We start from the raw sequence: 12,955 nt of genomic DNA, 5'->3' as shown, positions 1-12,955 counted from the left end.
GCCCAGCGCGAGATGTTCGAGGACCCGCCGGTCTTCTCCTCCTGCGAGCAGCACGCCCGGTCCACCGGTTTCCCTCGCCGCCCTGCGCCGGTCTGACCGTCGAACCACTCCATGTTCAGTTCGGCCAGGAGACCTCGCCCCTGGGCCGGGTGGCGCCGGAGAACTGAATGAGATCCGGGTGGTGTGGGTGCCTCTTCGGTGATCCACCGCCCCTTTACCCGCTTCATCGGGCGGCTGGGCCGCCCAGGTTCCCAGTCGTTCAGGAGGAGGACATTCAAACCGGCAGGCCAGCGCCTTGACCTGGGCACTCTGCAACGGGGGGAAGGAAGCGGGACGCCCGGAGCGCTTGCGGTTGGTCAGTCCGGCCAGGCCCCGCTCGGCGAAGCGGCCTCGCCACCTGCGCACAGTGTCCAGATGTAGGCCGGTCTCCTGGGCGATGCGCGCGTTGGAGCGTCCACGCGCCGCGTGCAGAACCACCTGTGCCCGCAGACGCAGCCGGTACTCGGTCTTGTGGCCGTAGGCCATCTTCTTCAGCCGCTCACACTCGGAGGCGGTGAGGAAGATCGGGCATGCGGAAGCCAGAGGCAACGCGGAGAGCCGTTTACGAGAAGTGGATGACGACAGGGTGCGAGAAGCGCACCCTTCCTGCGGCGTGCGCCCTGCACGGTGGTTCCGGTCAGTTGGTGGCCGTCAGTGCCTCGCGTGCGGTGGTGAGGATCTTCTCGGAGAGCGGGGAGCCTTTGGTGGCCCGGGACAGGACGAGGGCGCCGAGCATGGTGCACAGCCGGGTGATGCCGTCCTGGTCCTTGGTGTCGAGCCAGTCGGCGAAGTCGCCCACTCCCTGGGTGTAGACGCGGCGGGCCTCGCTCTCTCCGCCGTCGCGGGCCATGTCGGTGGCGAGTGCGGCGGCGGGGCACCCGTCTGCCGCGCTGTCGCGGTGCTCGGCGGAGAGGTAGGTGTCGATCAGCGCCCGCTGGGCGGCGTCGCGCTGCCCGGCGTACTGATCGAGCCCGTCCTTGTGGTGCTGGGCGAGTTCGCCGAACGCGTGGGCGGTGGCCTCGTCGATGAGTGCCTCCTTGGAGGCGAACTGCTTGTAGAAGCCGCCGTGGGTCATACCGGCCGCCTTCATGAGGTCGGCGACGCTGACGTGGGTCCCCTGTTCCCTGAACAGGCGGGAGGCGGTTTCAACGACCCGTCGGCGGTTCTCCTCCGCCTGCGCCTGCGATACGCGGCCCATCGGCCACCTCCCGATTGGATGTCGACTGGCATCTATCTTAGACCAGTGCTTAGATTGCAGTCGTAATCTAATTTGTGTGGGTCGCTTGACGGCGGCCGTGGCGCTGGGAGTGGGCATGGAACTGAAGGACGCGGTAGCAGTGGTCACCGGCGCCAATCGGGGGCTCGGACGACACCTGGCCGCCCAGCTCATGGAACGCGGGGCCAAGGTGTACGCGGCGGCCCGTCGCCCCGAAACGGTGGACCTCCCGGGTGCCGTCCCACTGCGGCTCGACGTGACGGACGCGGAGTCGATCCGGGCCGCGGCTCGCACCGCCTCCGACGTGACGCTGCTGGTCAACAACGCGGGCATCTCCACCGGAACGCCCCTGATGACGGGCAGCCCGGACATGGTGCGCTTGGAGATGGAGGTGAACTTCTTCGGCCCGCTCGCCGTGACGCGGGCTTTCGCCCCGGTCATCGAGTCCAACGGCGGCGGCGCCGTGCTCAACGTGCTGTCGGTCCTGTCCTGGCTGCACCCGGCCGACCTCGGCGCCTACGCCGCGGCGAAGGCCGCGGCATGGGCGCTGACCGGCGCGGTCCGGGAGGAGCTGGCGCCCCGGGACATCACCGTCTCGGCGCTGCACGTCGGATACATGGACACGGACATGGCCGTCGGCGTTCCCGCCCACCAGAAGACCGCCCCCGCCGAGGTCGCCGCCCAGGCCCTGGCCGGCATCGAGCGGGGACTGCCCGAGATCCTCGCCGACGAGACCACCCGGCACGTGAAGCGGAGCCTGGCCGCATCGCCGAACGCAGCGTGAGGCGCGCCGCCGCATCGGCATGGGGCGTCATGAACCAGCAGTGAATACCAGAAAGTATCTCGTACCGGGGCATCCCGAAGCGAGCGGAGATCCCGTCCCTGTGCGGACGAGGCAGGGAGACAGCGATGAAGGCCTACTTGATCGAGAAGTACGGTGACCAGTCCGCGGTGCGCGCCGCCGAGATGCCCGATCCCGAGCCGGGCGCCGACGACGTGCTGGTCAAGATCCATGCGGCGAGCGTCAACCCGCTGGACTTCAAGATCCGCGATGGCGCCTTCAGGATGATCCTCCCGTACCGCCCCCCTCTCGTGCTGGGCAACGACCTCGCCGGAGTGGTGGTCCAGGTCGGCTCGGCCGTCACCCGGTTCGCGGTGGGTGACGAGGTCTACGCCCGGCCCGACAAGGACCGTATCGGCACCTTCGCCGAACTCATCGCCGTCCACCAGAACGACCTGGCCCACAAGCCGGCCACCCTCACCATGGCGGAGGCCGCCTCCCTTCCCCTGGTGGCCCTCACCTCATGGCAGGCGCTGGTCGAGAGGGCACAGGTCCAGCCGGGCCAGAAAGTCCTGATCCACGCGGGCTCCGGCGGAGTGGGCACCGTCGCCCTCCAACTGGCCAGGCACTTGGGCGCACACGTGGCCACCACCGCGAGCGCGGCCAACGCCGCCCTGGTCAAGGAACTCGGCGCAGACGTCGTCATCGACTACCGCACCCAGGACTTCGAGGAGCTCCTGGACGGCTACGACGTCGTCCTGGACACCCTCGGCGGCAAGACCCTGGAGAAGTCGCTGCGGGTCCTCAAGCCCGGCGGGAAGGTCATCAGCATCGCAGGGCCGCCCGACGCGGACTTCGCCCGCGAGCTCGGCGCGAACCCGGTCCTCCGGCAGGCGATGAACGCGCTGAGCTTCAAGACCCGACGCCACGCCAAACGCCAGGGCGTGACCTACTCCTTCCTGTTCATGAAGGCCAGCGGCGACCAGCTGCGCGAAATCACCCGGCTCGTCGACGCCGGAGAGCTTCGCCCCGTCGTCGACCGTGTCTTCCCCTTCGAGCAGACCCGCGAAGCCATGGAGTACGCCGAGAAGGGCCGCGCCAAGGCCGGCAAGGTCGTCATCGCGATGGCGTGAGGGCCGGCACCCGCCCCACCACCGACAGACCCCGGGTGGCGAGAGGATCCCGCCTCCCACCACCCCTCCCTTCCGTACCCCAGGAACCGATCATGAGCGCACCGCGCAGTTCCCCCACGCCCGCCCCGTCGTCATACAAGGACGTGCCGACCCGTTCGGTGTCCGTGGACGGCGTCGACTTCGTCTACCGGCAGCTCGGCCCGGAAGGAGACGGCGTACCGCTGATCCTGCTCCACCACCTGACCGCAGTCCTGGACAACTGGGACCCCCGCGTCATCGACGGACTCGCCGCCCGGCGCCGGGTCATCACCTTCGACAACCGCGGAGTCGGCGCGTCAGGCGGTTCCACCCCCGACACCATCGAAGCGATGGCCCGCGACGCGGTGCTGTTCATCCGAACCCTGGGCTTCGAGCACGTCGACCTGCTCGGCCTGTCGATGGGCGGCTTCATCGCCCAGGTCATCGCAGCCGAAGAACCGCAGCTGGTGCGCAAGGTCATCCTCGCGGGCACCGGCCCCGCCGGAGGCCCGGGCATCGACAAGGTCACCGCACTCACCCTCCGGGACGTCCTGAAGGGCTTCCTGACCCGCAAGGACCCCAAGCAGTTCCTCTTCTTCACCGACACCGAACACGGCCGACGCGAAGCACGCGCCTTCCTGGAACGGCTGAAGGAGCGCACGGACCGCCGCGACAAAGCCATCTCGCTGACGTCGTTCCGCGCCCAGCTGAAGGCCATCCACCGGTGGGGCCTCCAGCCGCCAGCCGACCTGTCCCGCATCCGCCAGCCAGTCCTGGTGGCCAACGGCGAGAGCGACCGGATGGTGCCGAGCGAGAACACCCTCAACCTCGCCGCACGGCTGCCCCGGGGCGAACTCGTCCCCCTCTACCCGGACGCCGGGCACGGCGGAATCTTCCAGTTCCACGACGAGTTCGTGGCCAGGGCCCTCGCATTCCTCGAAGCACGGCCCGACACCTGACCGCTGAGGCCACATCCCCCGCCGTTCCCGGGCGCGGCCGGGACAAGGCGGGCCCGGGACGAGCCAGCCCGCCCTCGACCAGACGCCCTCCTGCCCGTCGGCAGTCCCAGCGGCATCCCCGAGAACGCCCTCGACACCGCATGCCGGATCCACCTCGCCACCTGGCCACAAGCACGCCGACGCCCAACCTCGAAGTCAACCCCCGAAGGACTTACGACGTAGACCACTTACTGATCTTTTCGTTAGTTCGGTGGCTGCGGCGGAGTCGTTGATGGGATCCTGATGCGGTGTCTTTCAAGTCTTCGCCTGTCGTTCCTCCTTTGACGCGGCCGCAGTTGTCCGAGGCCCGGCGCGTGCGGGCGGCCGAGTTGTTCGATCAGGGACGCCCGGGCGCCGAGATCGCACGGATGCTGGGAGTCAGCGAGGAGAGCGTGCGGCGGTGGAGACGGGTCTGGGAGAAGGGCGGCGCCGATGCTCTGCGCCGGCGCCCGGCCACCGGGCGTCCGCCCAAGCTGGACGATGCCCAGGTCGAGCGGGTGCGGGCCGCGCTGGAGCAGGGTGCCCAGACACACGGCTTCGAGGCCGATCTGTGGACCCTGGAACGAGTAGGCCTGGTGGTCCAACGAATGACAGGGGTGACGCTGTCGAAGGCCTCGGTGTGGCGACTGCTGACCGGCCGGCTGGGATGGAGCCTGCAACGGCCCGAGCGACGGGCGGTGGAGCGCGACGAGTCCGAGATCGCCCGCTGGATCGCCCACGAGTGGCCGCGGATCAAAAGGGGCGGTGAACACACGTGCCTGGATCGTCTTCCTCGACGAATCGGGAGTGTCGCTGCTGCCGCAGGTCCGTCGCACCTACGCGCCTCGCGGCCGCATACCTCTTCTGCGGCACCGGTTGAACCGGAAACGCGCGTCGATGGGAGGGGCCCTGGGATTCCATTCCACCGATCCCGAGCGAGGTCCTCGCCTGTGCTTCCACCTCACACCCGGCAGCTACGACACCGCCGGACTCATCGAGGTCCTGGAGCAGATAAAAACGTTCTACCGCGGCGAGCGAGTGGTACTGGTCCGGGACGGACCGTCCGCTCACTGGAGCCGGGCGATGCGGGCCTGGGCCGCCGAGCAGGACTGGCTCACCCTGGAGCGATCACCCGCCTACGCACCCGAGCCCAACCCGGTGGAACTGCTGTGGTCCTCGCTGAAGAAACACGAACTCGCCAACCTCGCCGGCGACCACCTCGCCGCTGTCGCCGATGCCACCGAACAGGGCATTCGCCGGATCAACGACAACCCCCGACTGCCCTGGTCCTTCCTCGCCCACACCCGCCTCACCCTCCACCCACTAACCCCACTGAACTAACGAAAAGATCAGTAGCAGTAAAACCCCGCCGCCACACTCGAGAGGAACGACTAGGCCTTCTCTGGCAAACGATCTTGGATGGGTTCGCGGAGCCAGAGGATGAGTGCGGCAAGGTGAACGCCAGCCTTGTAGCGGGTGGCGATCACGCGGAACTGCTTGAGACCGTTGACACAGCGTTCGACCACGTTGCGGACCCTGTAGAGCTCGCTGTCGAAGGCCGGTGGTCTACCTCCGGCCTGTCCGTGCCGCAGGCGGTTGACCTTCTGGCCCGCTTGCTCCGGGCTCACAGCCCGGATGCCCCACCACCGATGCAGCTGCCCACCTCCTCTAGAAGACACCATCGATTCCCGACTCGCGAGGTGGCTACGCTGCGCGACACGACCAGCATTCGTGACCTGCTCCTGACCAGCAACGATCCGCCCCCCAATCCAACTCCCGCTGGGGAGAATCTGGGGAGAAGCGAGGTCGCCGGCAGCACGGCACAGCTGTGCATCAAGGCCATCCTCTACCCGCCTCGCCACTCTCTGTACGGCGCACCGCCTTCGGGACCCATCACAGATGGTGACACGGACTGTGCCTCGCCCGCTGCCGTCCGCTTCTGGCTCTGACACGTTGGGCAGCGGGAGTTCGATGCGGAAGGTGGAGCTCTGCCCGGGGGCGGCGACGGGGGCACCGCGGCCGTTGTGGGCGATGACGAGGCCGAGGCCCGAACCGCCGGTGGTGCGGGCGCGGGAGTCGTCGGTGCGGTAGAAGCGGTCGAAGACGTGCTCGCGGTCCTCGGCGGTCAGGCCGGGTCCCTCGTCGGCGACCTCGAGGACGGCCCGGTCGCCCGCGGTGCCGACGCCGACGCGGATCGGGGTGCCGGGCGGATGTGGGTGACGGCGTTGCCGATGAGGTTGGTGACGATCCCCGGGGGATACCCGGTGAGGCACTTCTGTATCGGCGACGACATCGACTACATCATCACCGACCGCGACGGCGGCATCTGGGTCTCGTACGTGACGAGGGCATCTACGGAGACCACCCGGAGACCAGTGCCGGCCTGGCACGCTGGGACACCGACGGTACCCACCTGGAGCCCCAAGGGACGGCTCCCCGTATGGCCCCTCGGCGGAAGCGCGGGCGCTACCGAGGAGGCCGTGGCCTGGCTCGTGTGGTAGAGCCACGAAGGCGCCCTCTTTTCCCGAGTCGATCCCGCCACCGGCGACTTATGGCTGAAGCTTGGGTGCATTACCCGAAGACGGTGACCGCGCAGCAGTCCGCCCCCGCCGAGGCGAGGGCGGCGTACCTGGAGCGAAGGTCAATGATTGGGTTGATGCTGCTAGGCGTCGGTGACGGCTCGCAGGGGGCTGAGTGCGGCGGCCCGTCGGGCGGGCACGGCGGCCGCAGCCGCGCCGACGGCGAGGGAGAGCGCGACGATGAGGGTGAGGGTGGCCCAGGGCGGGGAGAAGGAGTACTGCGGGATCGCGCCGTTGGCCAGTCCGCTGACCTTCCACGCTCCGAATACTCCGCCGGCCAGCCCGAGGAGGGTGCCGAAGGCGGCGACGCAGAGGGCCTCCAGTTGGATCATGTGGCGGATGCCGGAGCGGTGCATGCCGATGGCGCGCAGGACCCCGATCTCACGGGTGCGTTCCGCAACCGACATGACGAGGGTGTTGATCATGCCGAGCGCGGAGACCAGTACGCCGATCGTGAGCAGCCCGAACATCATCGTCATCAATTCGCCGGCGACGCCGGCCTGCTCCTGGACGAGCTGGTCGCGGTCCTGGACCTTCAGCAGCGGGCTGTCGCTCACGGCGGCGCGCAGGTGCTTCTCCAGGTCCCTGGAGACTGCGCCGTCGGTGGTGCGGACCAGGATGCGCTGCACTGAGTCACGCAGGTAGCTGTCCTCTTGTACATCGGCGCGGTAGCCGAGGACGTCCTGAGCGGTGGGGTTGTCCTGGTAGACGCCGATGACGGTGTAGGGCCGGTCGCGGTCGCTGGTTCCGGGGCCGATGCTTGCCTTGAGCTGCTCGCCGGTGGTGACGTGGTGGTCGCGGGCGAAGCTGTGGGAGACGGCGATCTTCCCGGGGGCGAGGTTCTTGATGGAACCGCTGAGGAACTGGAGCTTCATCACGTCGTCCACGGTCTTCGGGTCGACCCCGGAGACCGCCTTGACGTAGGGGCCGGCGCTGATGGTGGAGTCCGCCACCGGGGAGGCGGTCCGTACGCCGGGCACGTCGGCGACGCGTTGGACGGCGTCGGAGTCGATGGCGGTGGTGGTGTTGCGGGTGCTGATGATGTAGTCGGCGCTCAGGCCGGCGGCGGCCTGGGCGTCCAGGGCCTGGTTCGTGGACTGGTTGATGACGGCGAGGCCGGAGACCAGCGTGGTGCTGATCATCAGCGCGGCGGCGGTGGCGGCGGTACGGCGCGGGTCGCGCAGGGTGTTCTCGCGGGCGAGGTCGCCTACGACGCCGAGGCGGGCGGTGAGCCGGCCGAGGAGGCGGATCACCGGGCCGGCGAGCAGTGGAGCCAGCGCGATCAGTCCGGCAACGAGGATGCCGGCCCCGAACATTGCGGTCTGGAGGTTGTCGTCGGTGGCGCTGGTCGCGTCGCTTAGCGAGAACAACAGGCCGGTACCGAGGAGTGCCATGACCAGCCCGATGATTCCGCGGATGCGGGAGACCGTGGCGGACGGGGGCTGTTCGGCCGTGCGCATCGCCTCGATGGGTGCGATCCGCGCCGCGCGGCGTGAGGGCAGCCAGGCGGCGAGCACGGTGACGCCGACCCCCACGGCGAGCGCGGCGAGGACCGTGGTCGGGCCGATGACCAGCGGCCCGCTGGGCAGCAGGTCGCCGGAGGTGTCCAGGACGCTTGGCAGCAGCGTGGCAACCCCCAGGCCCAGGAGGAATCCGAGAGCGGACGCGGCGAGGCCGACCAGGGCCGCTTCGCCGAGGACTGAGCGGACCACCTGGCGGCGGGTGGCGCCGATCGCCCGGAGCAGGGCGATCTCGCGGCTGCGGCGTGCCACGAGCATGGTGAAGGTGTTGATGATGAGGAACGTGCCGATGAACAGCGAGACGGCGGCGAAGAGCAGGGGCAGCCGTTCGTAGCTGTGGGTCTTGGTGTTGATGAGGACGGACTGCTGGTCCGCCTGGGCGCTGCCGGTGATGGCCTCGGCGCGGTCGGTGGGCAGGACGGCGGTGACGCGGTCGGCGAGCTCGGCTTGGCTGGTGCCCGGGGTGGCGGTCAGGTCGATCTGGGTGTAGCGCCCCGGGGCGGCGAACATTTTCTGGGCGGTGACCTTGTCGAACACGGCCAGGGTGCCGCCGGCGTTCACTCGGCTGTCATGGGTGGACACCAGGCCCACCAAGTGTTTCTTGAGGACCGGTCCGTCCTTGGCGAGGGTGACGGTGTCGCCGAGTACATAGTCGGCGGTGGCCGCGGTGCCGCGGTCCAGTGCGATCTCGTCGCTGTTGCGAGGAGCGCGACCGGCGGTCAGCGGGTAGCGGCTGTCCTTGCCGTCGGCACCGGGCACGTAGGCGGCAGCGAACTTGCCCATCATGCTGTCGGCCCGTATCGGCGTGCCGTCCTTGGCGGACAGGGTGACCGAACCGTTGGCTTCCGGGCGGACGGAGGCGACGCCGGCGAGGGTCGACAGCTTGCGTACCAGGGTGTCGTCCAGGGCGCCGTACTGTTCCTGGTCGGAGGCGCCCGGACGGAGCGTCGGAGTCACGCTGACGGAGATGTCCGCGTAGTTGCGGGCCATGGAGGCGCGGTAGGCGGCGGCGGTGGAGTCGGCGAAGACCAGTGAGCCGGTGATGAACGCGACGCCGAGGCAGACCGCGAGCACGGTCATGATGAGACGGGTTTTGTGCGCGAGGACATTGCGCAGGGCTGTTCGCAGCATGGTGAGCTTTCGAAGGCGGAGGGGAAGCAGATGGAGGGGCGGGTGGCCGGGGAGGACGGTGGCGGGCTGACGGATACGTTCAGGTAGTGCGGCCCTGGGCCTCGAACGCGAGCATCCGCTCAAGCACGGCGTCGGCGGTGGGAGCGTCCAGCTCGTCCACGAGCCGGCCGTCGGACAGGAAGACCACCCGGTCCGCGTAGGCGGCGGCCAGGGGGTCGTGGGTGACCATCACCACGGTCTGCCCCAGTTCCCGTACCGAGTCGCGCAGGAAGCTGAGTACCTCCGCACCGGAACGGGAGTCGAGGTTGCCGGTCGGCTCGTCGGCGAAGATGATCTCCGGGCGGGAGGCCAGGGCGCGGGCCACGGCGACGCGCTGCTGCTGGCCGCCGGAGAGCTGGGCAGGGCGGTGCGCGAGCCGGCCCGCGAGGCCGACGGTGGCCACGATGGTCTCCAGCCACTCCGCCTCGGGCCGCCGGCCGGCCAGCCGCAGCGGCAGAACGATGTTCTCCAGCGCGGTCAGGGTGGGAAGCAGGTTGAAGCCCTGGAAGACGAAGCCGACCTTCTCCCGCCGCAGCTCGGTCAGCTGCCGGTCGTTCAGGGAGGACAGTTCGACTCTGCCGATCCGGGCCGAGCCCGAGGTCACCGGGTCCAGGCCGGCCATGCAGTGCATCAGCGTGGACTTGCCGGAGCCGGAGGGGCCCATGACGGCGGTGAACCGACCCCGCGCGAACTCCACGGACACCGCGTCCAGCGCGGTGACCCGGGCCTCTCCCTTCCCGTACGTCTTGGTCAGGCCGGACGCGTGGGCGGCCGGCTCGGTGAAGGGTGAGCTGAGGGAAGGGAATGTGTGTGACATGGAAACTCCGCCTGGGCTAAGACGGCCCGCGAGGAGTGCCGCGAGCCGGGGGACACATCCATCCTCAAGGCCCTGAACTGCTGAAACGTCGTACTGGAGGCGGGAGTTCGCCTCTGCCGAAGGGCAGGCTTCCGGCGGCGGTTCTCTGCCGGAGGGCAGAGGTCCGGTCGAGGCCCCTCTGCCGTGGGAGAGAAGACGGGTGGCAACACCACCGGTGTCCAGCACCCCGGCGGGCAGCTGCGTCAGAAGGCCCGGTGCGGGGCCGTCAGGAGGCCAGGCCGGTGCGGTGGGCCAGCAGCGCGGCCTGTACGCGGCTCGCGGAACCGGTCTTGTCCAGGATGGCGCCCACATGGGTTTTGACCGTACCGACGCCGATGCCGAGCCGGGTGGCGATGTCCTGGTTCGACAATCCCTGGCCGAGCATCGCCAGGACCTCCCGCTCCCGGCCGGTGAGCGGGGTGAGTCGCTTGTCTGCGAGCGCCTCCCCGGCCTCTTGCGGCGTGCCGGAACGCAGCATCCGGGAGATCACCGTGCCGGTCACACCCGGTGAGAGCACGGCGTCTCCGGCGGCGGCTGCCCGTACCGCGCTGATCAGCTCCTGCGGACCCTCGTCCTTCAGCAGGAAGCCGGCGGCCCCCTCCCGCAGCGCCCGCACCACGTTGTCGTCGTCACCGAAGGTCGTCAGCATCACCACGCGCGGCGCCGGATCGAGTGCGAGCAGCGGAGCGATCGCGGCCAGCCCGTCGCACACCGGCATCCGGATGTCCACCAGTGCCACATCCGGGTGGTGCGCCGCTGCCTTCTCGACGGCCTGGCGGCCGTCGGCGGCTTCGGCAACCACCTCGATGCCGTCCGCGTGGCGCAGGATCAGGCGGACCCCGTGTCGGATCATCGCCTCGTCGTCGGCGAGCAGGACACGGATCGGGGCGGCGGGCTCGTTCACGAGGTCTCCCAGGGCGGGGCGTCCCGTACGGACGGGACGGTGAATCGGTCGATGGAGATGAGCCGCTGTGCGGCGTCGAAGCAGTAGCGGGTGATGGGAAAGGCACCGGGCTGGGAGCCGGGACCGGCGGGCGGATAGACGCAGCCCACCGCGTCGGCGGGCCGCGGCGGCTCGTGCCCGGTGGCTGCGGCACGCACGGCCGGACTGTCGAAGACCCCCTTCAACTCCTGGTACGTCATGCCAAGGCGCGGCTTTACGGGCGGGCTCATGCCCCTCGGCTGGCTGCACACCAGGGCGATGGCGAGTGCCATCAGCATCCACAGTGCCGCCGCTCCGAGGACGAAGGTCAACGCCCTGGCAGTGCGCGGCGTGCGCGACAGCGCCGCCGCGTTGTCGAACCCATTGTCCCGTCCGTCCGATGGGGAAGCCGCCTCGCCGGTCGTCAGCGGCTTGCTTGCGACGGTGTCGTCCGGCTCGGCCGGGACGACAGCGGTCACCTGGAATCCGCCGGACGGCAGCGCGCCGGCGTCGAGCGTCCCGCCGAGCAGCTCCACCCGCTCGCGCAGGCCCGCCAGGCCACGCCCCGTCCCGGCCTCGGACGGCGTGTCGACCGAAGCCGGTGGCGCACCGTTGCGGACCGTGACGCGCACTGGCTGGTTGTCATGCTCGACTCGCACGGTGACGTGGGAGGCCGCCGCGTAACGGTGCACGTTCGTTAGGGACTCCCGTACCACCCGGTGTACCGCGCGCCGCACCCGCGCCGGGAGTGCGTCGAGGTCGGGGCCGCTCCATTCCAGCCGTACGGCGATCCCGCCGTCGCGGGACTCCGCGACCAGCGTCTCGATGTCGGCCCGGGTACCGGTGGCGTCGGTGAGCGCGTCCGGCCCCGTGTCCCGGCCGAGCGGGCCGAGCACCCCGAGCGCCTGCCGCAGTTCACGCATCGCGTCCCGGGTGGTGTGCCGGACCAGGACGGCCTCCTCGCGCAGCTCGGGGGCGGCCTTGGCAAGGGCGAGTTCCAGACCGCCGGCATGCAGGGAGATCAGACTGAGCCGGTGGCCCACCAGGTCGTGCATCTCGGCGGCGATCGCGGACCGCTCGTGGAGGCGGGCTTCACTGTCCGCGGACCGTCGGGCACGCTCGGCCGCGTCGCCGCGTTCGCGCAGCGCACACAGCAGCCGGGCCTGCTGCCCGGAGACCGTCCCGACCAGGCCGGGTACGACCACGGCGGCCACCGCCATGGCCAGCCCGAGCTCCAGGCCGTAGACGGCCGAGCCGGGGCCGATCTCGGGGCCGGCCGCAGTCGCGGACGCCATGATCAGCGCACTCGCGCCGCCCAGCAGACGGACACGATGACGCGGACGGACCATGCCGATCGCCACCGTGTACGCGGCGGCTGCAGTCACCGGGCCGGCGCCGGGCGCCGCCCCGGCCAGGACCGCGAGGGCCAGGAGCGCGGCGTCGGGCCAACGCCGCCGCAGCGGGAAGATCGCGACGGCGACCAGGATCACGAAGAGATGGAATCCGGCACGCGGCAGGTCCCACAGCAGGGCGACCGCCCACAGACACAGGGCGGCCACCGCCACACCGGCCGTCTCCTTGACCACCCGACCACATCCTTCCGGACGCGCCGGATTATCCCGATCGGGCTGGACACAACGACGGAAACGGCTGAGGACACACACATCGTCCAGTATCGATCGCGTCGGACGGGCGGCCATGGACCTCAAGACCGATCCGGGACTCTGCCTTTCGACAGAGACGG

At 69.8% G+C, this 12,955-nt stretch carries 9 protein-coding genes and 4 pseudogenes; 5 read left to right on the top strand and 8 right to left on the bottom strand.

Annotated elements, in window-relative coordinates; translation table 11 throughout:
• Positions 1 to 264: 264 nt before the first annotated feature.
• Positions 265 to 525, bottom strand: a pseudogene (locus GGE06_RS43630) (helix-turn-helix domain-containing protein); the annotation flags it as partial.
• Positions 526 to 676: 151 nt separating this feature from the next.
• A complete protein-coding gene (locus tag GGE06_RS06690; protein WP_116157391.1) occupies positions 677 to 1,237 on the bottom strand; it encodes a TetR/AcrR family transcriptional regulator in 561 nt (186 codons plus the stop codon).
• Between the two features lie 115 nt (positions 1,238 to 1,352).
• On the opposite strand from GGE06_RS06690, the gene GGE06_RS06685 reads away from it, so the two are divergent.
• From GGE06_RS06685 to GGE06_RS06665, 5 genes and pseudogenes are all read left to right on the top strand, one after another.
• Positions 1,353 to 2,039, top strand: a complete 687-nt coding sequence (locus GGE06_RS06685) for an SDR family oxidoreductase (protein ID WP_184930596.1) — start codon at positions 1,353 to 1,355, stop codon at positions 2,037 to 2,039.
• Between the two features lie 125 nt (positions 2,040 to 2,164).
• Complete coding sequence (locus GGE06_RS06680; protein ID WP_184930244.1) at positions 2,165 to 3,169, top strand: NADP-dependent oxidoreductase; 1,005 nt, start codon at positions 2,165 to 2,167, stop codon at positions 3,167 to 3,169.
• A gap of 92 nt (positions 3,170 to 3,261) precedes the next feature.
• Complete coding sequence (locus GGE06_RS06675; RefSeq protein WP_116157394.1) at positions 3,262 to 4,146, top strand: alpha/beta fold hydrolase; 885 nt, start codon at positions 3,262 to 3,264, stop codon at positions 4,144 to 4,146.
• A 287-nt stretch (positions 4,147 to 4,433) separates the two neighbouring features.
• Positions 4,434 to 4,892, top strand: a pseudogene (locus GGE06_RS43980) (helix-turn-helix domain-containing protein); the annotation flags it as partial.
• 37 nt (positions 4,893 to 4,929) lie between these two features.
• Positions 4,930 to 5,505, top strand: coding sequence for a transposase (locus GGE06_RS06665; RefSeq protein WP_116157395.1), 576 nt, complete (start codon positions 4,930 to 4,932; stop codon positions 5,503 to 5,505).
• Between the two features lie 50 nt (positions 5,506 to 5,555).
• Here GGE06_RS06665 and GGE06_RS43975 read toward each other — a convergent pair.
• The 6 genes and pseudogenes from GGE06_RS43975 to GGE06_RS06635 all read right to left on the bottom strand — a co-directional run.
• Positions 5,556 to 5,891 (bottom strand): annotated as a pseudogene (locus GGE06_RS43975) (IS5/IS1182 family transposase); the annotation flags it as partial.
• Positions 5,892 to 6,179: 288 nt separating this feature from the next.
• Positions 6,180 to 6,437 (bottom strand): annotated as a pseudogene (locus GGE06_RS43365) (ATP-binding protein); the annotation flags it as partial.
• A 389-nt stretch (positions 6,438 to 6,826) separates the two neighbouring features.
• A complete protein-coding gene (locus GGE06_RS06650; RefSeq protein WP_184930243.1) occupies positions 6,827 to 9,394 on the bottom strand; it encodes an ABC transporter permease in 2,568 nt (855 codons plus the stop codon).
• Positions 9,395 to 9,473: 79 nt separating this feature from the next.
• The gene (locus GGE06_RS06645; RefSeq protein WP_184930242.1) at positions 9,474 to 10,250 is read right to left on the bottom strand and encodes an ABC transporter ATP-binding protein; all 777 of its coding nucleotides are present in this window, start codon (positions 10,248 to 10,250) and stop codon (positions 9,474 to 9,476) included.
• Between the two features lie 265 nt (positions 10,251 to 10,515).
• Positions 10,516 to 11,193, bottom strand: coding sequence for a response regulator (locus GGE06_RS06640; RefSeq protein WP_116157398.1), 678 nt, complete (start codon positions 11,191 to 11,193; stop codon positions 10,516 to 10,518).
• Positions 11,190 to 12,797, bottom strand: coding sequence for a sensor histidine kinase (locus tag GGE06_RS06635; RefSeq protein WP_312883041.1), 1,608 nt, complete (start codon positions 12,795 to 12,797; stop codon positions 11,190 to 11,192). The genes GGE06_RS06640 and GGE06_RS06635 overlap by 4 nt, the downstream gene beginning before the upstream one ends.
• Positions 12,798 to 12,955: the final 158 nt, after the last annotated feature.

Origin of the sequence: Streptomyces nymphaeiformis (assembly GCF_014203895.1) — a bacterium.
GTDB classification, from domain to species: domain Bacteria; phylum Actinomycetota; class Actinomycetes; order Streptomycetales; family Streptomycetaceae; genus Streptomyces; species Streptomyces nymphaeiformis.
This window is presented reverse-complemented; position numbering and strand designations above follow the sequence as displayed.